The organism is Nocardioides sp. (assembly GCF_044226305.1).
Lineage (GTDB): Bacteria > Actinomycetota > Actinomycetes > Propionibacteriales > Nocardioidaceae > Nocardioides.
Genome location: NZ_JBGAHF010000006.1, coordinates 1 through 20,132 on the forward strand (window position 1 = coordinate 1; position 20,132 = coordinate 20,132).

22 protein-coding genes are annotated in these 20,132 nt (G+C 73.8%); 8 read left to right on the plus strand and 14 right to left on the minus strand.

The features are described from left to right. Positions 1–38: 38 nt before the first annotated feature. The gene (locus ACILQ5_RS07820) at positions 39–467 is read right to left on the minus strand and encodes an iron chaperone (protein WP_395657420.1); all 429 of its coding nucleotides are present in this window, start codon (positions 465–467) and stop codon (positions 39–41) included. Between the two features lie 9 nt (positions 468–476). Beyond that, positions 477–1,070 (minus strand): TetR/AcrR family transcriptional regulator C-terminal domain-containing protein, encoded by a 594-nt coding sequence (locus ACILQ5_RS07825; protein ID WP_395657421.1) that lies wholly within the window; start codon positions 1,068–1,070, stop codon positions 477–479. Positions 1,071–1,233: 163 nt separating this feature from the next. Between ACILQ5_RS07825 and ACILQ5_RS07830 the strand changes: the two genes are divergently transcribed. Genes ACILQ5_RS07830 through ACILQ5_RS07840 form a run of 3 tightly spaced genes read left to right on the plus strand, consistent with a single transcriptional unit; the run spans position 1,234 to position 3,153 of the window. Further along, on the plus strand, positions 1,234–1,848 hold the full coding sequence (locus ACILQ5_RS07830) for a biotin transporter BioY (protein WP_395657422.1): 615 nt from the start codon (positions 1,234–1,236) through the stop codon (positions 1,846–1,848). A gap of 1 nt (position 1,849) precedes the next feature. Further along, on the plus strand, positions 1,850–2,545 hold the full coding sequence (locus ACILQ5_RS07835) for an energy-coupling factor ABC transporter ATP-binding protein (RefSeq protein WP_395657423.1): 696 nt from the start codon (positions 1,850–1,852) through the stop codon (positions 2,543–2,545). Then, positions 2,542–3,153 carry an energy-coupling factor transporter transmembrane component T family protein gene (locus ACILQ5_RS07840; RefSeq protein ID WP_395657424.1) on the plus strand — a complete coding sequence of 204 codons (612 nt, stop codon included), beginning with the start codon at positions 2,542–2,544 and terminating at the stop codon, positions 3,151–3,153. Before ACILQ5_RS07835 ends, ACILQ5_RS07840 begins: the two co-directional genes overlap by 4 nt. A gap of 3 nt (positions 3,154–3,156) precedes the next feature. On the opposite strand, the gene ACILQ5_RS07845 is transcribed toward ACILQ5_RS07840, so the two are convergent. After that, positions 3,157–3,564, minus strand: a complete 408-nt coding sequence (locus tag ACILQ5_RS07845) for an MmcQ/YjbR family DNA-binding protein (RefSeq protein WP_395657425.1) — start codon at positions 3,562–3,564, stop codon at positions 3,157–3,159. Between the two features lie 17 nt (positions 3,565–3,581). Between ACILQ5_RS07845 and ACILQ5_RS07850 the strand changes: the two genes are divergently transcribed. Then, positions 3,582–4,256, plus strand: coding sequence for an alpha/beta fold hydrolase (locus ACILQ5_RS07850; RefSeq protein ID WP_395657426.1), 675 nt, complete (start codon positions 3,582–3,584; stop codon positions 4,254–4,256). Here the strand turns inward: ACILQ5_RS07850 and ACILQ5_RS07855 are convergent. The 4 genes from ACILQ5_RS07855 to ACILQ5_RS07870 all read right to left on the minus strand — a co-directional run bounded on the left by ACILQ5_RS07855 (position 4,244) and on the right by ACILQ5_RS07870 (position 7,449). Beyond that, a complete protein-coding gene (locus tag ACILQ5_RS07855; RefSeq protein ID WP_395657427.1) occupies positions 4,244–4,900 on the minus strand; it encodes an SDR family oxidoreductase in 657 nt (218 codons plus the stop codon). The genes ACILQ5_RS07850 and ACILQ5_RS07855 overlap by 13 nt on opposite strands. Positions 4,901–4,918: 18 nt before the next feature. Beyond that, positions 4,919–5,353, minus strand: a complete 435-nt coding sequence (locus ACILQ5_RS07860) for a DUF5994 family protein (RefSeq protein WP_395657428.1) — start codon at positions 5,351–5,353, stop codon at positions 4,919–4,921. Between the two features lie 103 nt (positions 5,354–5,456). Next, on the minus strand, positions 5,457–6,857 hold the full coding sequence (locus ACILQ5_RS07865; protein ID WP_395657429.1) for an amidase: 1,401 nt from the start codon (positions 6,855–6,857) through the stop codon (positions 5,457–5,459). Between the two features lie 40 nt (positions 6,858–6,897). Continuing rightward, a complete protein-coding gene (locus tag ACILQ5_RS07870; RefSeq protein ID WP_395657430.1) occupies positions 6,898–7,449 on the minus strand; it encodes an NAD(P)H-dependent oxidoreductase in 552 nt (183 codons plus the stop codon). Between the two features lie 107 nt (positions 7,450–7,556). Here ACILQ5_RS07870 and ACILQ5_RS07875 point away from each other — a divergent pair, with 107 nt between their 5' ends. After that, positions 7,557–8,153: a TetR/AcrR family transcriptional regulator gene (locus ACILQ5_RS07875; RefSeq protein WP_395657431.1), complete on the plus strand. Its 597-nt coding sequence runs from the start codon at positions 7,557–7,559 to the stop codon at positions 8,151–8,153. A gap of 12 nt (positions 8,154–8,165) precedes the next feature. On the opposite strand, the gene cimA is transcribed toward ACILQ5_RS07875, so the two are convergent. Further along, positions 8,166–9,758 (minus strand): citramalate synthase, encoded by a 1,593-nt coding sequence (gene cimA / locus ACILQ5_RS07880; RefSeq protein ID WP_395657432.1) that lies wholly within the window; start codon positions 9,756–9,758, stop codon positions 8,166–8,168. A gap of 218 nt (positions 9,759–9,976) precedes the next feature. Here cimA and ACILQ5_RS07885 point away from each other — a divergent pair, with 218 nt between their 5' ends. Continuing rightward, the gene (locus ACILQ5_RS07885; protein ID WP_395657433.1) at positions 9,977–12,148 is read left to right on the plus strand and encodes a GH92 family glycosyl hydrolase; all 2,172 of its coding nucleotides are present in this window, start codon (positions 9,977–9,979) and stop codon (positions 12,146–12,148) included. Here the strand turns inward: ACILQ5_RS07885 and ACILQ5_RS07890 are convergent. Beyond that, positions 12,133–13,707: a serine/threonine-protein kinase gene (locus ACILQ5_RS07890; protein WP_395657434.1), complete on the minus strand. Its 1,575-nt coding sequence runs from the start codon at positions 13,705–13,707 to the stop codon at positions 12,133–12,135. The two genes, ACILQ5_RS07885 and ACILQ5_RS07890, sit on opposite strands and share 16 nt — an antisense overlap. Positions 13,708–13,881: 174 nt before the next feature. Here ACILQ5_RS07890 and ACILQ5_RS07895 point away from each other — a divergent pair, with 174 nt between their 5' ends. Beyond that, on the plus strand, positions 13,882–15,561 hold the full coding sequence (locus ACILQ5_RS07895; protein WP_395657435.1) for a formate--tetrahydrofolate ligase: 1,680 nt from the start codon (positions 13,882–13,884) through the stop codon (positions 15,559–15,561). Positions 15,562–15,571: 10 nt separating this feature from the next. On the opposite strand, the gene ACILQ5_RS07900 is transcribed toward ACILQ5_RS07895, so the two are convergent. The 5 genes from ACILQ5_RS07900 to ACILQ5_RS07920 all read right to left on the minus strand — a co-directional run bounded on the left by ACILQ5_RS07900 (position 15,572) and on the right by ACILQ5_RS07920 (position 19,174). Then, positions 15,572–15,787 (minus strand): amphi-Trp domain-containing protein, encoded by a 216-nt coding sequence (locus ACILQ5_RS07900; protein WP_395657436.1) that lies wholly within the window; start codon positions 15,785–15,787, stop codon positions 15,572–15,574. Between the two features lie 60 nt (positions 15,788–15,847). Further along, a complete protein-coding gene (locus ACILQ5_RS07905; protein ID WP_395657437.1) occupies positions 15,848–16,768 on the minus strand; it encodes an MBL fold metallo-hydrolase in 921 nt (306 codons plus the stop codon). Between the two features lie 5 nt (positions 16,769–16,773). Then, entirely contained in the window at positions 16,774–17,847 is a 1,074-nt protein-coding gene (locus tag ACILQ5_RS07910; RefSeq protein ID WP_395657438.1) for a branched-chain amino acid aminotransferase, read from the minus strand. Positions 17,848–17,943: 96 nt separating this feature from the next. Then, entirely contained in the window at positions 17,944–19,026 is a 1,083-nt protein-coding gene (locus tag ACILQ5_RS07915; RefSeq protein WP_395657439.1) for a 3-isopropylmalate dehydrogenase, read from the minus strand. 10 nt (positions 19,027–19,036) lie between these two features. After that, positions 19,037–19,174: a hypothetical protein gene (locus tag ACILQ5_RS07920; RefSeq protein ID WP_395657440.1), complete on the minus strand. Its 138-nt coding sequence runs from the start codon at positions 19,172–19,174 to the stop codon at positions 19,037–19,039. Between the two features lie 387 nt (positions 19,175–19,561). On the opposite strand from ACILQ5_RS07920, the gene ACILQ5_RS07925 reads away from it, so the two are divergent. Further along, positions 19,562–20,128 carry an O-methyltransferase gene (locus ACILQ5_RS07925; protein WP_395657441.1) on the plus strand — a complete coding sequence of 189 codons (567 nt, stop codon included), beginning with the start codon at positions 19,562–19,564 and terminating at the stop codon, positions 20,126–20,128. Positions 20,129–20,132 lie beyond the last annotated feature (4 nt).

Sequence of the window (20,132 nt, forward strand, 5' to 3'; positions counted from 1 at the left end):
AGCACGGCGCCGTCGTCGACCCGACCTGACCGGGTCGGTCAGCCGGCCGCCTGGCCCACGAGCGCCTCGATCCGCTTCGCCTCGGCGTCGCCGATCTCGAGCAGGGCGTACTCCGTCGGCCACATGTTGCCGTCGTCGAGGTGCGCGGGGTCGTTGAACCCGAGGTTGGAGTAGCGGTTGCCGAACTTCGAGGCCGGCTTGAAGAAGCAGACCACCTTGCCGTCCCGGGCCCAGGCGGGCATGCCGTACCAGGTCTTCGGGTCCAGCTGCGGCGCGACCCTGGTGACGATCGCGTGGACGCGCTCGGCCATCACCCGCTCGTCGTCGGGCATCTCGGCGACCTTGGCGAGCAGCGCCTCGAGGTCGTCTGCCTTCTTGGCGCCCTTGCGGCCCTCGGCCTTGAGCTCGGCGGCGCGGTCCTTCATGGCGGCGCGCTCGGCGTCGGTGAATCCGGTGTTCTTGGTCATGGCGTCACGCTAGGTGACCGGTCGCGCGCCGCGCTTCTCGATTCCTGACCGGTCGGCGACCCGGACCCGGATGCCGTCGAGCACCAGCCCCAGGCCGGCCGCGAAGTCCGACGCGGGCAGCGGGTCGTCGTCGATCGCACCGGCGCTGCCGGCCTGCAGGTGGGTCTGCTCGTCGCTGACGTGGCCGAAGACGAAGTGCAGCAGGGTCCGCGCCGCGGTCGGCACCAGGTCCGCCGGCAGACCACCCTCGGCGAGCGCACCGACCAGGTCGTCGTACGGCGCCGCCGCGCCGAGCCCGAAGGAGTACGACGTCGCGACCACCTCGGCGCCGTCGCGGTAGGCGAGCATCGCGTCGCGCAGCTCCTCGCAGGTGGCGGCGACGCGGTCGTCCCAGCGCGCCGGGCGCGGACCGTGCGGACCGCGGGCCAGGATCTCGTCAGCGACGGCGGCGAGCAGCAGCTGCTTGGTGGCGAAGTGGTGGTAGAGCGCGCTGGGCTGGATGCCGAGCTCGGTCCCGAGCCGGCGCATGGTGAGGTCGGCCAGCCCGTAGGTGTCGAGCACGCCGAGCGCCCGCTCGACGACGTCCTCGCGGTGGTAACGCACGTCACACTCCTCGTACTCGTCGGTCACCGTTGACCGCGCGCGGACCCGAACCCTAACCTGAACGCCGTTCACCTGACCACCGTTCAGGTGCGCTCCCGAGATGGACCCCCCAGGATCGACCCCGACGACGGACCCCGAGACGGGCAGAGCAGAGGAACCGAGCATGGCCATGGCCGAGACCGCCGACCCCACCACCCCCGAGGCGACCCCGCGGCGGCGCACGTCCGTCACGACCGACCTCGCGCTGATCGCCGGGTTCGCGGCACTGATCAGCGCCTGCGCCTACATCGGCTCGATCCCGGTCGGCGGCGCCGGCGTGCCGATCACCCTCCAGACCTTCGGCGTGATGCTGGCCGGCTGCGTCCTGGGCCCGGTCCGTGGCTTCCTCGCGGTCTCGCTCTACCTGCTGCTCGGCGCGATCGGGCTCCCGGTGTTCGCCGAGCACTCCTCGGGCATCGCGGTGTTCACCGGCGTGAGCGCCGGCTACCTGTTCGCCTTCCCGCTGGCGGCCGCCCTGGCCGGCTTCCTGGTGAAGTACGTCGCCCGCGAGAACCGCACCCGCGCGATCTACGTCTTCTTCTGCTCGCTGGCGGGCAGCGTGCTGGTGATCCACCCGCTCGGCATCATCGGCATGAAGCTCTACCTCGACGTCTCCTGGCACCAGGCCTTCACCTACGACACTCCGTTCTGGATCGGCGACCTGCTCAAGACCACGCTGGTCGCGCTGGTCGCCGCCGAGGTGCACCGGGCGTTCCCGCAGCTGCTCGCGCGTCGCTGACTTGCCCACGATCAGCTTCGAGGCCGCCGGGGTCACCGTCCCGGTCCCCGGCGGCACCCGGGTCGTGCTCGAGCCGACCACCCTCGAGCTGACCGAGCAGCGGGTCGGCGTCATCGGGGCGAACGGCTCCGGCAAGTCGACCCTCGCCCGCCTGGTGAACGGCCTCGTCGAGGCGACCACCGGCCGGGTGCTGGTCGACGGGGTCGACGTCGCGCGGCACGGGGCCGCCGTACGACGGCGGGTGGGGTTCGCCTTCACCGACCCGGCCGCGCAGCTGGTGATGCCGACCTGCGTCGAGGACGTCGAGCTGTCGCTGCGCCGCAGCGAGAAGGACCCGAAGCGCCGCAACGAGCTCGCCCGGGGTGTGCTCGAGCGCAACGGGCTCGGTGAGCACGCGGACTCCAGCGTGCACACGCTGTCCGGCGGCCAGAAGCAGCTGCTCGCGCTGGCCGGCGTGCTCGCCGTCGACCCCGCTGTCCTGGTCGCCGACGAGCCGACCACGCTGCTCGACCTGGCGAACACCCGTCGGGTCGGCGACCTGCTGTTCGGGCTCGACCAGCAGCTGGTCCTGGTGACCCACGACCTGGACCTGGTCCGGCGCTGCGACCGCGTCGTGGTCGTCGAGGACGGACGGGTCCGGTTCGACGGTGCGCCCGACGCGGCCGTCGCGGACTACCTCGCGTCGGTGGCGTCGTGAGCTCCACCGGCCTGGTCGGCGTCTACCAGCCGGGTTCGACGCTGCTCCACCGGCTGCCGGTCGGCGTGAAGCTGGCCGGCCTCTGCGCGCTGAGCCTGTCCATCGTGCTGGTGCGCAGCATGCCGGCGTCCTGGGTCTTCCTCGGCGTCACGCTGCTGCTCGCCCTGGTCGCCCGGGTGCGGGTGCTGACCCTGGCCCGTGCGGCGCGGGCGGTGCTCGTGCTGGCGCTCTTCGTGAGCGCGTTCCAGTGGTACTGGTACGGCCGCGACAAGGCGATCGAGACCTTCGTCGACCTGGTCGCGCTGTCGCTGGCGGCGGTGGTCGTCACGGCCACCACGCCGGTCAACGCGATGCTCGACGCGCTCATCCGCTGGATCACGCCGCTGCGCCGGATCGGCGTGAAGCCGGACCGGGTGGCCCTCACCTTCGGGCTCGCCATCCAGGCCCTGCCCGGCACCATCGCGCTCGCGGTCGAGACCCGCGACGCGGCCCGGGCCCGCGGCGTGCGCCACCCCCGGGCGTTCCTCACCCCGTTCGTGATCCGCGTCGTCGCCCGCGCGCACGAGACCGGCGACGCGCTGCAGGCCCGAGGGATCGGGGACGACTGACCCTCAGCCGGTCCCGCCCCGTGACGCCAGCCAGGCCCGGCAGCGCGCGGCGGAGGCGCGGGAGAGCCAGGCGTCCTGGACGATCTCGGCGAGCTCCTCGCGGGAGACCTCGCCGAGGCGGCTGGCCCGGACCAGCACCGACGGGTGTCCGTCGAAGTGCGGGGTCGTGAAGAACGGCGTGCCCTCGTCCTGCACCAGCGCCTCCTTGTCCTCGGCGCTGCACCAGAGCACGATCACGTCGTCGTACCGCTCCCCCGTCTCGGGGTCGAACGCGTCCGGCCGGGGCGTGCGGAAGAAGACGAACGACTTGCCGCCCACCTGGTAGACGGGGTTGCGGGCCCGCTGGCCGTGCACGACCGTGACGTGCGGCATCGCCAGCGCGAGCTCGTGCACGTCCTCGACCGTGGCCACCTCGTTACGGTAGCCGGGTGCGCGTCCCCACCAACGGCATCGAGCTCGCGGTCCGCGAGGCCGGGACGCCCGGCGGCCGGCCGGTCGTGCTGCTGCACGCGCTCGGGGAGAGCGCCGCGGACTGGGACGTCGTCGTCCCGTCGATGGCGCCCGGGCGCCGGGTGCTGGCGGTGGACCTGCGCGGGCACGGCGCGAGCGACTGGCCGGGGACCTACTCCCTCGAGCTCATGCGCGACGACGTCCTCGGCCTGCTGGACGCCCTCGACCTGGCGACGGTGGACCTGGTCGGGCACTCGCTCGGTGGGCTGGTCGCCCTCCTCCTCGCCCAGCACGCGCCCGACCGCGTCGACCGCCTCGTGCTCGAGGACGTGACCGCGCCGCTCCCGCGGGTCGGACCGCCACTGGCGCGGCCGCCGGGCGAGCTCGGGTTCGACTGGGACATGGTCCTCGCCGTGCGCCCCCAGATCGACGCCCCGGACCCGGCCTGGCTCGCCGGGCTCTCCCGGATCACCGCCGACACCCTGGTCGTGTACGGCGGCGCGCCGAGCCCGATGCCGCGCGACCGCGTGGAGGAGCTGGTGCGCCGGGTCCCGCGGGCACGGATGGTCACCGTCGAGGCAGGACACCTCGTGCACGCGACCCGGCCCGCGGAGTTCGCCGAGGCGGTGCTCGCCTTCCTTCAGCCGGAGTAGGGCACCTCGGTCCGCCACTCCCCCTCGTCCTGGTGGACGGCCGCCCAGATCGCGTCCGCGACCCGGTCGGGGGTGAACGACCCGTGCTGCGCGAGCGTGCCGCGGACGGTCACCGACACCGCGCGGATGCCGTCGGGCGCGAGCGTCGCGTCGAGGCTGTGGACCAGGTTGCGCAGGCCCGCCTTCTGAACGCCGAGCGACGCGGCGCGGTGCCACGGCTGGTCGGCCGCGAGGCTGCCGGTCGCGGTGACGCGCCCGCCCGAGGACAGGTAGGGCCGGGCCGCCTGGACGACGGTCAGCAGTGCGCCGACGCCGAGCGCGACGTCCTCGAGGAGCTCGGGGACGGTGAGCTCGAGCGGGTCCTTCTCGCGGAACGCGCTGGGGTTGAAGTGCAGCACGTCGATGCGGTCGGTGTGGTCGCCGATCCGCTGGATCGCCGCCGTGGTGGCCTCGGCGTCGGTGATGTCGACGACCGCGTGCCCGACGGTCGCCCCGACCTCCTCGAGCTCGGTCGCCAGGACGCGCAGCGGCTCCTCCTCGCGGCCGAGCAGCCCCACGTCGTACCCCTCGCGCGCGAAGCGGCGCGCGACCGAGCCGCTCACGCCCGGACCTGCACCCACGACCACGACCACCGGTCTGCTCATGGGATCAGCCTAGGGGGGTCAGCCCAGGTCGGTGCCCTCCGCGGAGGCCCGCATCCGGCGCTCCCCCTCGGCCTCGTCGACGTCGCTGGGCACGACGTCGAGCCGCAGCCGCTGTCCCGACGCCATCGACAGGATCATCAGGTGGGTGTCGTCGCTCGGGAACGAGCCGATCTTCACCGGTCCGCGCCGGGCGATGACGCGGTGCAGGCTGTGGCCGTCCTCGGTCGCGTTGTCCCAGTCGGGGCGCGAGAAGAGCAGCCGGTTGATGCGGCCCGCGGACTCGGGGAAGTGGTCGAGCAGGTCGGCGGCCTCCGTGGGGAGGTCGCGGGACCGCGGCCACCAGGTGCCGTCGGTGGATCCCTTCGCGCCGGCGTGCAGCTCGAGCCGCAGCGGCGGGCGGTCGCCGGTGGGCGCGCTGGTCGGGGGTGCAGCAGAGGTCGGTGACGTCGTCATGACGTCCACCCTTCAGTCCTGTCCTGCAGCTCGGCGAGCTGGCCCGGCAGGTCGGTTGCCTCCAGCGTACGCCGGTGTGGCGTCGGTCACCCAGACGGCGGGCTCACCAGCCCGGCGGCCGCCGGTGCGCCCACGGTGCGGCGGCCTCGACCTGGGCGGCGAGGGAGAGCAGCAGCTCCTCCTCGGCCGGGCGGGCCGCGAGCATGACGCCGACCGGGAGGCCGCCGTCGGTCCAGTGCAGCGGGAGCGAGACGGCCGGGCTGCCGGTGACGTTCCATGCCGAGGTCCAGGGGGTGAAGGCCTTCTGCGCCTCGAAGTCGGCGGCGGGGTCGGCGTCGTCGCGCATCGCGCCGACCGGCAGCGGCGGGGTCGCGAGGGTCGGGGTCAGGACCACGTCGTAGGGCGCCAGCGCCTCGAGCGCGCCCGCGGCGTAGCGGCGCATCGCACCGATGGCGAGCCCGAACTCCGGACCGCTCACCGCGCGACCGCGCTCGGCGAGCCACCGGGTGAGCGGACGCAGCAGGTGCTCCTTCTCGGGCGGTACGACGGACAGCGCGGTCAGCACCGCCCAGCAGGTCTCGAAGGTCGCGACCGCCTCCCGCGGCAGCGGCACCGGCACGTCGACGACCTCGTGGCCGAGCGACTCCAGCAGGCGGGAGGCGTCCTCCCAGGCCCGCACGCACTCGGGGTCGACCGGGGTGTCGGTGATGACGGGGTCGACGAACCGCGCGACGCGGAGCCGGCCCGGGTCGCGGTCGCAGGCGGACAGGAACGACCCGGACGGCGGAGGCGCCCAGGACGGGTCCCCCGGCCGGCGGCCGGCGAGCACGTCGAGCAGCGCCGCGGCGTCGCGCACGGTCCGGGCGATCGGGCCGGCGGTGGCCAGGCCGACCGGGTCGCCGTACATCGGGTGCCCGCTGATCCGGCCCCGGCTCGGCTTGAGCCCGACCAGCCCGCAGCAGGACGCCGGGATCCGGATCGAGCCGCCGCCGTCGGAGCCCTGGGCGACCGGCACCAGCCCGGCGGCGACGGCAGCCGCTGCTCCCCCGGACGACCCGCCGGCGGTCCGGGTGCGGTCCCACGGGGTCACGGCCGGCGGCGCGATCTCCGGCTCGGTGTAGCAGGGCGAGCCGAACTCCGGGGTGTTGGTCTTGCCCAGGCTCACCATCCCGGCCGCCTCGAGCGCGAGGGTGACGTGGTCGGAGACCTCCGGCACGAAGTCCGCGAACGCAGCCGATCCGAACGTGGTCCGCACCCCCGCCGTCAGGTTCAGGTCCTTGATCGCCGTCGGCACGCCGAACAGCGGCGACCGCTCCGGGCCGGGGACGCCCAGGGCGCCGGACCGCGCCCGGGCCAGGTCGGGGGTGAGCGTGACGAACGCGCCGACCGAGTCGAGCCGGTCGGCGCGTCCGAGGTAGTGCTCGACGAGCTCGCGCGGCGACACCTCGCGTCGCTGCACGAGCCCGCCCTGCTCCAGCGCGGTCAGGTCATGGAGTTCGGCCACGGACCCGACGGTAGCGGGACGGCGGCCGGACGGAGCCGGGTCAGGCGGCGGCCGCGGCGGTGTCGTGCTCCACCAGCGTGCGCACCGCGCGGGCCAGCCGCTCGAGCACGTCGGGGTCGGTCAGCACGTCGACGTCGACCGCCGACTGCGAGACGGTGACGTCCTCGACCACCGTGGCACCGGCGATCCGCGCGGACCGGGCGGTGTCCTCGTGCGCCCACTTGCCGCCGTACGGCGTCGGGGTGGCGCCCACCACGCCGAACGGCTTGCCGACCATGGCGCCGGCGCCGTAGGGGCGCGAGAGCCAGTCGATCGCGTTGTTGAGCACGGCCGGCATGGTGCCGTTGTACTCGGGGGTGACCGCGAGCACGCGGTCCGCGGAGCCGACCTGCTCGCGCAGGGCGGCGGCCGAGGCCGGGATGTCGGACGGGTTGTCGATGTCCTCGTTGTAGAACGGGATCTGGCCCAGGCCGTCGACGATCTCGACGGTGACGCCCTCGGGGGCCCGCGCGGCCAGCAGCTCGGCGAGCTTGCGGTTCACGGAGTCGGAGCGCAGGCTGCCGACCAGGACGGCGATGGTGGTGTCAGTCATGCCAGGCAAAACGGACTCCAGTCCGTTTTCATTCCCGCCGGCCGGTCCAGAACTCGCGAGCGCGACGTCGCACCCCGCCCTAGGGTGACCCCGAGATGTCTCCCGAGATGACCGAGCCACACCTGCTGCCGATCATCGGCGCCCGCCCGCCGGAGCGCCGTGACGCGGCGCGCAACCGCGAGCGGCTGCTCGACGCCGCGCAGTCCCTGGTCGAGCGGTGCGGCACGCGGGGCGTGACGATGGACGCCGTCGCGGCGGCCGCCGGGGTCGGCAAGGGCACCGTCTTCCGGCGCTTCGAGTCGCGGGAGGGCCTGATGGCCGCGCTGCTCGACCACTCCGAGACGGAGTGGCAGGGCCTGGTCATGAGCGGCCCGCCGCCGCTCGGACCGGGAGCCGAGCCGTGGGACCGGCTGCTGGCGTTCGGTCGGTCGCGGCTCGAGACCACGCTGCTGCACGCCGAGCTCATCCGGGCCGCCGGCCGGGCCGGCACCCGGTCGTACGCCGCCTACTCGTTCGCCGCGATGCACGTGCGCTACCTGCTGGGCGAGCTCGGCGTCACCGGCGACCTGCCGATCCTGGCCGTCGCCCTGCTGGCCCCGCTGGAGGGCCCGATCCTCGAGCAGCAGGTCCAGGTCGACGGGTTCCCGGTCGACCGCGTCTACCACGGCTGGGTCGACCTGGCCCGCCGCATCACGCGACGGTAGCCGCCGTTCCGGTCAGACCCCGTGCCGTCGCAGGCCGAAGGTCATCCCGTCGACCAACGCGCCCCACGAGGCCTCGATGACGTTGGCGCCGACGCCGACGGTGACCCACGACGACTCGCCGTCCGTGGTCTCGATCAGCACCCGGGTGATCGCGTCGGTGCCGTGCCCCTGGTCGAGGATGCGGACCTTGTAGTCGATGAGCTCGAACTTCGAGACCGCCGGGTAGGCCCGTTCGATCGCCAGCCGCAGGGCGTGGTCGAGCGCGTTGACCGGACCGTTGCCCTCGCCCGTGACGACGTAGCGGACCCCGTCGGCCTTGAGCTTGACGGTCGCCTCGGACACCGCCTCCTCGCCGACCGTGCGCCGGTCGAGCGTCTCGGTGATGACCCGCCAGGACTCGACCTCGAAGTAGGTCGGCCGGGCCCCCTCGACCTCCTCGAGCAGCAGCAGCTCGAACGAGGCGTCGGCGGCCTCGAAGGTGTGCCCGCGGCTCTCGAGCACCTTGACCCGGTCGGTGATCCGGGTGACCAGGTCGCGGTCGCCCGAGAGGTCGAACCCGAGCTCGCGGCCCTTGAGCTCGATCGAGGCGCGGCCGGCCATGTCGGAGACGAGCAGCCGCATGTCGTTGCCCACGCCGGCGGGGTCCATGTGCTGGTACAGGTCCGGGTCGACCTTGATCGCGCTGGCGTGCAGGCCGGCCTTGTGCGTGAACGCCGATGAGCCGACGTACGGCTGCCGCGAGGCGGGCGGGAAGTTCGTGACTTCGGCGACCGCGTGCGCGATCCGGGTGGCCTCCTTGAGCAGGCCGGGGGGCAGCACGGTCCGGTCGAGCTTCAGCTCGAGGTTGGCCACGACCGAGACCAGGTCGGCGTTGCCGGTGCGCTCGCCGTAGCCGTTGATCGTGCCCTGGACGTGGGTCGCGCCCGCGTCGACCGCGGCCAGCGTGTTCGCGACCGCGCAGCCGGTGTCGTTGTGGCAGTGGATGCCGACCCGCACCTGCGCGGTCTCGCGCACGTCGTGGACGACGTCGGAGACCCAGCCCGGCAGCATCCCCCCGTTGGTGTCGCACAGCGCGACCACCTCGGCCCCGGCGTCGTACGCCGTGCGCAGCACCTCGAGGGCGTAGTCCCGGTTCGCGCGGTAGCCGTCGAAGAAGTGCTCGGCGTCCAGGAACACCGTCTGGCCCTCGGCCGTGAGGTGGCTGACCGTGTCGCGGACCATCGCGAGGTTCTCCTCGAGCGTGGTCCGCAGCGCCAGCTCGACGTGCCGGTCGTGGGACTTCGCGACCAGGGTGACGACGCTCGCGCCGCTGTCGCGCAGTGCCGCGACCAGCGGGTCGTCGGCGGCCTTGAGCCCGGCCCGGCGGGTGGCGCCGAACGCCGCGAGCCGCGCGTGCCGCAGGTCGAGCTCGGCCGCGGCCCGGCGGAAGAACTCGGTGTCCTTGGGGTTGGCGCCCGGCCAGCCGCCCTCGATGTAGCCCACGCCGAGCCCGTCGAGCTGACGCGCGATGGTCAGCTTGTCGGCGACGGAGAGGTTCAGCCCCTCCTGCTGCGCGCCGTCGCGCAGGGTGGTGTCGTAGACGTGGAACGCGCCCTGGAGGTCCATCGGGGTTCTCTCTGTCGATCAGCTGCTGGTCGTGCCCGGACAACAAAAAAACCTCTCGGGAACGAGAGGTCTGCGCGTCGTGGATCCCCGGGTGGGATCGGCGACGCGCTACGCAATGATGATCTGCTGGTGCTGCACGACGACCATCCTGCCACGCGGCCCCGGGCAGGAGCGCCGATCTCGGGATCTGGGACCCCTCCGCGGCCTAGATTGGAGGGGTGACCCGACCCCGCTGGCGTTCGGCGTCCGTCCTGGCCGCCGCGCTCGTGCTGGTGGGCGCGGGCGAGCGGCCGGCGGCCGCACGCGACGGCGTGACCGTGGACGTCGACCCGTTCGTCGGCACCGGCGGTCCCCCGCCGTGGCGCAGCGGCGGCACGACGCCGGCCGCGACGCTGCCGTTCGGGATGGTGCAGCTCGGACCGGACACCACCGACGACGCGGCCGACGCGACGCCGTCCGCCAACCCGTCGGGGTACGCCGCCACCGACCGCTTCGTGCGCGGCTTCTCCCCCACGCACCTGTCCGGCGCGGGCTGTCGAGCCTTCGCCGACGTACCCGTGCTGCCGGTGCCGGGTGCCGTCCCGGGCCGCCCCGAGGCGGCCACGTCCGAGCTGGACCGGTCGACCGAGCGGGCGGTCCCCGGCCGCTACTCGGTCACGCTGGGCAGCGGCGTCGCCGTGGACCTCGCCGCCAGCGTGCGCACCGGGCTGCTGCGCTTCGCCTACCCCGCGGGCGAGCGCGCCTTCGTCGTCGTCAAGGGCGGCGGTCGCGTCACCTTCCCCTCCGACCACGAGGTCGCCGTCCGCGCCCGTGGCGGCGGCTTCTGCGGGATGCACAACCACTACGTCGTGCACGTGCTCTACCGCTTCGACCGCCGGATCCGCTCCCACGGGACCGGCCCGGACGGCGCCTGGGTGGGCTTCGGCCGCCGGGCGGTCGTCCGCGCGCAGGTCGCGGTCTCGTACGTCGACGCCGCCGGTGCGCGGCGCAACCTCGACCTCGAGCGGCCCGGCTGGTCGGTCGACCGCCTCGCGGAGCGGGCCCGGCAGGTGTGGGAGGCCGAGCTCGCACGGGTCGAGGTCACCGGCGGTGACCCGGACCAGCGGCGCCTGTTCCGCACCGCGCTCTACCACGTGCTGGTGGCGCCGACGCCGGTCAGCGACGCCGACGGCCGCTACCCCGGCTTCGACGGCCGGGTGCACCGGCTGCCCGCGGGCGAGGTGCAGCTGAGCTCGGTCTCCGGGTGGGACGTCTACCGCACGCAGGTCCCGCTGCTGGCGCTGCTGCGGCCCGACGTCGCCGCGCAGGTCGTGCGGTCGCTGCACCGCGACGCCGTCCAGGGTGGCTGGTTCCCGCGCTGGCCGCTGGTCGCCGAGGAGACCGGCGTGATGAACGGCGACTCGGCCGGGCCGATCGCGGCCGCCTCCTGGGCGTTCGGTGCCCGTGACTTCCCGCTCGACGACGTGGTCGCCGGGCTGGTGCGCCAGGGCGACCGCACCGACGGCCCGCGCGAGGGACTCGCCGCCTACCTCTCCGCCGGCTGGGTCCCGGTGCCCGACGTGCGGTTCGGGGCGTCGACGACGCTCGAGTACGCCGTCGACGACTTCGCTATCTCGCGCCTCGCCCGAGCGGCCGGGCGAGACGGCGTCGCGCGGCGCTACCTCGCCCGGAGCGGCTCGTGGCGGCACCTCCTCGACGCCGACCGCGGGCTGCTGGTGCCCCGCGCCGCTGACGGGTCGTTCCCGCCCGCGGGCGAGGCGGACGGGTGCTGCACCGGCTTCCAGGAGGGCAACGCGCTGCAGTACACCTTCGGCGGCGTCCCGCAGGACATGGCGGGGCTGCTCGGCTCGCTGGGGTCGCCCGAGGCCGTCCGCACCCGGCTCGACGACTTCTTCACCGAGCTCGACGCCGGGGGCGAGCCGCACGCCTGGCTCGGCAACGAGCCGTCGTTCGTCTCGCCGTGGGCCTACCAGTGGCTCGGGGAGCCGGGGCGCACCCAGGACGTGGTCGACCGGGCGCGCGCCGAGCTCTGGTCGCTGACCCCGGAGGGCATCCCCGGCAACGACGACCTCGGCGCGATGTCCGCCTGGTACGTGTGGACCTCGCTGGGCCTCTACCCGCTCACGCCCGGCACGCCGAACGTCGCCGTCGGCGTGCCCGCCTTCGACCGGGTCGTGGTCCGCCCCTCCGACGGGCCGGCGCTGCGGATCACCCGGGTCGGCACCGGCGCCCACGTCGGCGGGGTGACCGTCGACGGCACGGACCGCAGCGCGTCCTGGCTCGACCTCGGACCGGGCCGACCGCGGCAGGTCGTCGTCACGACGACCCCGGAGGCCGGCTCCTGGGGCACGGCGCCCGGTGACCGGCCGCCGTCCTACCCCGGCAGCTGAGGTGCGTGCGGCCGGCTGCCGGCCGGGGTCCAGTCGGGGCCCGAGAGGTCGGCCCGCAGGCCGAGCCCGACGGCGACCACGACGAGCACGAGCAGGGCGACCGCCCAGCTCCGCAGCGAGGCCGCCAGCGGGTTGACCACCCGCGCCACCGGCCCGCGCACGCGGGAGCCGCCCGGCCCGAGCCACAGCGAGACCGCGAGCACCACCCCGCACACGAACAGTGCCAGGTCCAGGCCGGTCGACACCGCGTAGCAGACCAGCGCCGCGGCGACGGCGATCCCCAGGCTCCAGAGCGCCAGCAGCGCGGTGCCGGGGATCGACTGCACCAGGTGCCACGGAGCCGCGACCAGGAGCTGCACGCCGTCGTACCACTTGCGGCCGCGGTACTCGCGGCGCTGGTCGCGCGCGGAGCCGGCGTGGGAGCCGCTGCGCAGCACCCAGACGGCGGTCAGCACCAGGGCGGCGGTGAGCCAGGGGAAGGCCGCGAGCGCGGCGCCGATGACCAGTGCGCCGGCCGTCAGCAGGGTACCCCGTCGGAACCGCTCCGCGGCGGAGGGCTTCGGCGGCGCCGGCGGCTCGTACGACGTGATGGCCAGCGTGTGCGGCTCCGCGGCGTCGTGCCCGGGCCAGACGTCGGTCTCGTCGTCGGCGGCGGCCTGGGAGGCCAGCGCCAGCGGCACCGTGTAGGGGTCGTGCGGCGGGGCGGTCGGCGGCGGCGTCGACGGGGCGGGCGGCCGGTCGCCGCGCCGGGTGGTGAGCGGGCGCAGCCAGGCCAGCAGCTGGTCGAGGGTGGGCCGGTTGCGCGGCTCCGGGTCGAGCGCGGCGGCGACCACCCGGCCCAGGTCGGGCGGCAGCCCGTCGAGGTCCATCTGGCCGCGCCGGACCCGGTCCATGATCGCCATCGAGGGGCCGCGGCCGAACGGCGGGTGGCCGGTGCCGGCGTAGGCCACCGTCGCCGCCCAGGAGTGCACGTCGCTGGCGGCGGTCGCGTCCTCGCCGTACAGGATCTCGGGCGGGAGGTAGCCGGGCGTGCCCAGCAGCCAGCCGGTGTGGGTGAGCTTGGGGTCGTCGGCGACCCGGGCGAGGCCGAAGTCGATGAGGATCGGGGTGCGGCCCTCCATCAGCACGTTGGAGGGCTTCACGTCGCGGTGCAGCACCCCGACGGCGTGCACCGAGGCGATGCCCTCGGCGAGGCAGCCGGCCAGCCAGTAGAGGTCGTCGCCCTGGACCGGGCCCTCCTCGACCACCAGGTCGTGGAGCGAGAGGCCGGGGACGTAGCGGGTCGCGACGTAGGGGATCTCGGCCCACGGGTCGGCGTCGACGATCTCGGCGACCCACCGGCTGCGCACCCGGCTCAGCGAGCCGACCTCGCGCTCGAGCCGGCGGCGCGCCTCCTGGTCGCCGATGATGTGCGGCCGCAGCACCTTGAGCGCGACCCGCGGACCGGTCGGGCCGCGGCGGGCGAGGTGGACGACGCCCATGCCGCCCTCGCCGAGCCGGGTCAGCAGCGTGTAGCCGCCGACCGTGGGCTTCTCGGCGGCCGACTGCGAAGTCGTCACCGCTCGAGGCTACCTGCGGGCGGCCCGCGAGCCCGGCAGCCGGTCGCGCCGAGTCGAGATCGTGATCTACGAAGGTCCCGCCCGGGACGGCCGGAAGCCCCGTCCCAACCACCGGCGACCTCGGTAGCCTGCCGAACGCGGGGAGCAGGCGAGACCGCAGGGAGGGAGCCGGCCGTGCTGTCGGACATCGAGATCGCGAGCGCCGCCGTCGTGCGGCCGATCCGCGAGGTGGCGGCCGAGTCGCTCAACATCGAGGAGCGGCACCTGGTGCCCTACGGCCACGACAAGGCGAAGGTGGACCTGGGCTACCTGGCGTCCCTCGCCGACCGTCCGCCGGGGCGGCTGGTGCTGGTCACCGCCATGTCGCCGACCCCCGCCGGGGAGGGCAAGACCACGACGGTGATCGGCCTGACCGACGCGCTGCACGGGCTCGGTCGCCGCGTCGTCGCCTGCCTGCGCGAGCCCTCGATGGGGCCGGTCTTCGGGATGAAGGGCGGCGCCGCCGGCGGCGGCTACAGCCAGGTCGTGCCGATGACCGACATCAACCTGCACTTCACCGGCGACTTCGCGGCGCTCACCGCCGCGAACAACCTGCTGGCCGCCCTCGTCGACAACCACGTCCACCACGGCAACGAGCTCGACATCGACGTCCGGACCGTGACCTGGAAGCGGGTGCTGGACACCAACGACCGCGCGCTCCGCGAGACCGTCGTCGGGCTCGGCGGCCGGATCAACGGGTTCCCCCGCGAGGACGGCTTCGACATCGTCGTGGCCTCCGAGCTGATGGCGATCCTCTGCCTCACCGAGTCCTGGGCGGACCTCAAGCGCCGCCTCGCCGCGATCGTCATCGGCTACTCCCGGGCGGGGACGCCGGTCACCGCCGGCGACCTGCACGCAGCGGGCTCGATGGCCGTCCTGCTCCGCGACGCGCTCGCCCCGAACCTGGTGCAGACCCTCGAGGGCGCCCCGGCCTTCGTGCACGGCGGACCCTTCGCGAACATCGCGCACGGGTGCAGCTCGGTGGTCGCGACCCGCTCCGCCCTCCGGCTGGCCGACGTCGTCGTCACCGAGGCCGGGTTCGGAGCCGACCTCGGCGCCGAGAAGTTCGTCGACATCAAGTGTCGGCTCTCCAGCCTGCGGCCCGACGTGGCCGTCGTCGTGGCCACCGTCCGCGCCCTGAAGTACCACGGCGGCGTCGCCGTGGCCGACCTGGACCACGAGGACCTGGGCGCCGTCGAGGCCGGGATGGCCAACCTGCGCCGCCACCTCGACAACCTGCGCGAGGTCAACGGCATCCCGTGCGTGGTCGCGATCAACCGGTTCCCCACCGACACCGACCTCGAGGTCGCGAAGGTCGTCGAGCTGGTCGAGGCAGCCGGCGCCAGCGCCTGCCCGGCCACGCACTTCTCCGACGGCGGCGCGGGCGCGCAGGACCTCGCGAAGGCCGTCCTGCAGACCCTCGACGAGCCCGGGCCGGGGACGTTCTCCTTCACCTACCCTGACGACCTGCCGCTGGTCGCGAAGGTCGAGGCCGTCGCGACCCGCGTGTACGGCGCCGCCGAGGTGAGCTGGGACGCGAAGGCCAAGCGCCAGCTCGACCGGATCACCCGCGACGGGTACGAGTCGCTGCCGGTGTGCGTCGCCAAGACGCCGTACTCGTTCTCGACCGACCAGAGGCTCCTCGGCGCGCCGACCGGGCACGACCTGCACGTCCGCGAGGTCCGGCTGGCCGCCGGCGCGGGCTTCGTCGTGGCGGTCTGTGGCGACCTGATGACGATGCCCGGGCTCCCCCGCTCCCCCGCGGCCACCCGCATCGACCTCGCCGACGACGGGACGATTCTGGGCCTGTCCTGACGGTCGGAGCTCACCAGGTGAGCTCGATCTCCAGCTCGTTCTCGTCGCCGAGCTCGACCTCGACCTTGAGGTTGACCTCGTCGGGGACGCGGACCGTGACCCGACCGGAGTCGCGGGCGAACTCGACGGAGTTGTTGCGGGACAGCTGGTCGGCGAGCTCGCGCAGCCGCTCGGCGGCCTCCTCGCGCTTCATCCGGCGGGTCTCGTCCAGCTCCAGCAGCTCCATCGCGCTCTCCTCCGTGGGTCGGTCCGGCCAGCCTAGGGGGCGGGCGCACCGGTCGGGCGACTACGGCAGGAGCCGCCAGGGGTCCTCGCGCCGCCACACCGTCGGCAGGTGGACGCTGACCCCCGACGCGGCGGCGAGCTCGTCGAGCACCCGCACCGTCACGTCGAGGTCGTCGCCGAGGTAGGGCAGGGCCCGCAGCGGGCGGTCCAGCGGGCGGAAGAAGTCGTCCCAGTGGGTCAGCACGACGACCTTCGCGCCGACGGCCTCGACGGTCTCGGCCCAGTAGGTGCGCAGGTAGTCCTCGCTCTGCACCCCGAGCTGGCCGACACCGAGGTAGGCGACGTCCGCGCGGCGTCCGGCGAGCGACCCGGCGACGTACCCGGCGCTCCCCTGCAGCAGCGCGGTCGCGCCGCCGGCGTGCTCGACCAGGATCGACCAGGCCTCCCCGCAGCGGTAGGCGCCGACGCGCACCGGAGGTACGACGGGCGCCGTGATCTCGCCGGGGTAGCGGTCGGGCGGGCAGTGGTGCGACTCGACGAGCGTGAGCGTGAAGGCGCCGAACGCCAGCGGCTCGCCCGGCGTCACCACGCGGATCCGGTCGGCCGGCAGGCCGTGCCCGCGGCCGACGTATGCCGTGGACTGGCCGCCCACGAGCACGGCACCGGTCCGGTCGGCGACGACGGCGGAGTCCAGCGCGTGGTCGTAGTGGGTGTGCACCGGGACGACGGCGGCCAGCCGGTCGACGCCGACCCGCGCGAGGGCGGCGTCGATCCGCGCGGGGTCCGGGGCGATCCTCCCGAGCAGCACCCGCGCCAGCGACGGCCGGGAGAAGAAGCCGTCGGTCAGCACCCGGGTCTCCCCGTCGTCGAGCAGCAGGCTCGCGACGCCGAGGAAGGTCACGCCCCAGGAGCCGTCGGCCAGGGGGACGTCGAACCGGTCGGCGTACCGCCCGAGGTCCGGCCGACCGGGCTTGAGGCGCACGCCCGTCAGACGATCCGGTGCATCCAGCCGAAGGTGTCCTCGGCGCGGCCGTACTGGATGTCGACGAGCGCCTGCCGGATCCGCATCGTGAGGTCGGTGCTCGCGGGAGCGGGAGCCGAGCCGCCCTCCCACCGCAGCTCCCCGACCGGGGTGACCACCGCAGCGGTGCCGCAGGCGAAGATCTCGGTGATCCGGCCGCTCCTGACGCCGTCGCGCCACTCGTCGATGGAGAACTTGCGCTCCTCGACCTGGTGGCCGAGCTTGCCGGCGAGCTCCATGATGCTCGAGCGGGTGATGCCCTCGAGGATGGTGCCGGTCGCGGGGGTGACGATGGTCCCGTCGTCGTGGACGAAGTACATGTTCATCCCGCCGAGCTCCTCGACGTAGCGGCCCTCCTGGCCGTCGAGGAAGACCACCTGGTCGCAGCCCTGCGCGATCGCCTCCTGCTGGGCGACCAGCGAGGAGGCGTAGTTGCCGCCGGTCTTCGCCGCGCCCATGCCGCCGCGGCCGGCGCGGGTGTACTCCTCGGTCAGCCAGAGCGTGACCGGCTTGACGCCGCCCTTGAAGTAGGAACCGGCCGGGCTGGTGATCACCATGAACGTCACGTGCTGGCTCGGCCGCACGCCGAGGAACTTCTCGGTCGCGATCATGAACGGCCGGATGTAGAGGCTCTTCTCCCCTGCCGGGTCCGGCACCCACCGCTGGTCGACCTCGACCAGCGCGTCCACGGCCTGCAGGAAGTCGGGGACCTCCAGCACGGGGAACGCGAGGCGGTGGCTGGAGCGCACCATGCGGGCGGCGTTCTCCTCGGGCCGGAACGACCAGATCGACCCGTCGCCGTGCCGGTAGGCCTTCATCCCCTCGAAGGTCTCCTGCGCGTAGTGCAGGACGGCCGTGGCCGGGTCCAGCACCAGCGGGCCGTAGGGCTCGATCCGGGCGTGGTGCCACCCCTCGTCGGGCGTCCACTCGACGGTGAACATGTGGTCGGCGAAGTGCAGGCCGAAGCCCGGGTTCGCGAGGATCTCGTCGAGGCGCTCGTCGGAGACCGGGGCGCTCGAACGGGTGGTGCTGATCTCCATGGCGGACAACTTAGTAGGCCTTCCTGGCAAATGAGAGGGAGCCGGGCACACGAGGGTGTGCCCGGCTCTCCCGGAGGACGCTGGAGAGGGGCGGTCCTAGCCCGCTACCCGAGCGGCGATCGCGTCGCCGACCTCGGAGGTACGGCGGGTGGTGCCCGGCTCCCGGGCGGCCAGGTCGTCGATGACGGCCGCCTCGATCACGGCCGCCGCGTCGGGGTGCCCGAGGTGGTCGAGCAGCAGCGACGTGGACAGGATCGCGGCGGTGGGGTCGGCCTTCTGCTGGCCCGCGATGTCGGGCGCCGAGCCGTGCACCGGCTCGAACATGGAGGGGGCCGTCCGGTCGGGGTTGACGTTGCCGGAGGCCGCCAGGCCGATGCCGCCGGTGATGGCGGCGGCGAGGTCGGTGATGATGTCGCCGAAGAGGTTGTCGGTGACGATCACGTCGAAGCGCGCGGGGTCGGTGGTCATGAAGATCATCGCCGCGTCGATGTGCATGTAGTCGGTCGTCACGTCGGGGTACTCCGAGGCGACCGACCGGAACAGCCGCCACCACACGGAGCCGGCGTTCACGAGCACGTTGGTCTTGTGGACCAGGGTGAGCTTCTTGCGGGGCCGCCGCTGAGCGCGGGCGAAGGCGTCGCGGACGACGCGCTCGACCCCGAACGCGGTGTTGACCGACACCTCGGTGGCGACCTCGTGCGGCGTGCCGACGCGCAGCGCGCCGCCGTTGCCGGTGTAGGGACCCTCGGTGCCCTCACGCACCACCACGAAGTCCACGTCCCCGGGGTCGGCCAGGGGCGAGGCCACGCCCGGGAAGATCCGGGACGGCCGCAGGTTCACGTAGTGGTCGAGCTCGAAGCGCAGCCGCAGCAGCAGCCCGCGCTCGAGGATGCCCGGCGGCAGGTTCGGGTCGTTCGGCTTGCCGCCGACCGCGCCGAGGAGGATGGCGTCGTGCTCGCGGATCTCACCGAGCACGGAGTCGGGCAGCACCTCGCCGGTGGCGAGGTAGCGCTCGGCGCCGAGGTCGTAGCGGGTCTGCTCGAACTTCACGCCGTCCGGCGAGGCGACCTCGAGCACCTTGAGGGCCTCCGCGGTCACCTCCTGACCGATCCCGTCGCCGGGGATGACGGCGAGCGTGAGGGTGCCTGGCCCCGGGGTGCCGGTCTGCGTGGAGGTCATGGGCCGAAGGCTAGTTGTCGTCGGGGCGCAGGCCGCCGTTGTCCCGCAGGTCGAGCGAGGCCTGCAGCGCCGCCTGGACGTTCTCGTGGCTGCGCGGGTTGTCGGGGTGGTGGCTGGCGGGACCCCAGTCGGGGTACATGTCGTACATCGGTCTGTCTCTCTCTGTGGGAAGTGGATCCTTCGTGGTGCCCGTGCGGTCCCGGTACACCTGGAACGAAGATGGCCCTTCGCCGGAGAGAGCGATCGGCTCGTGGGTCGCACGAGTCCGAGGGAGAGACCAGAGGATGCGGATCACGCCGTGCTGCTGGGCGCTCGATCCCGCGGGGACATCTTCGATCCAGATGTGCCGAGAGACCGTCAACGCCGAACACCGCGGCGAGGTGGCCTCTCTGTCAGGCCCCGCCGCGGCAGTCGATGAGTACGAAGACGCTCCGCATGGTGGGACAACGGTAAGGGAGGATCCGGCCGCCGGCCACGGCATTCCACGGACTGTCCACCTGACGAGACAGGTTGTCCGAAATGGAAGACTCACAGCATGAGTGCTCCCCCCGTGCTGCCCGAGATCGTGGCGCGCGCGTTCGACGTGTCCCGCAAGGCCGGGTACGTGTCGTTCTGCCGCAACGAGACCGGCCGCCTGCTCGCGACCCTCGCCGCGACCCGCGCGGGCACGATGGCGGAGTTCGGGACCGGCTGCGGGGTGGGGACCGCCTGGCTGCGCTCGGGCGTGCGCGGCGACGCGCGGATCGTGACCGCCGAGCTCGACGCCCGCCTCGCGGACGCCGCCGCGGAGATCTTCGTCGACGACCCGCAGGTCGAGGTGCTCTCGGCGGACTGGTCGACGCTGCTCGACAAGGGCCCGTTCTCGCTGCTGTTCCTCGACTCCGGGGAGCCCACCGAGGTCGGCGTCGACTCGGTCGCCGACCTGGTCGAGGAGGGCGGGATCGTCGTGCTGGACGACTTCACCCCGTGCGAGGTGTGGCCGCCGATCGCCTACGGCCGGGTCGACTCCCTGCGCGAGCAGTGGCTGGTCGACGAGCGGTTCACCGCGGTCGAGGTGATGGTCGCCCCGGACGCGTCGGCGCTCATCGCGACCAAGCGCTGACGCC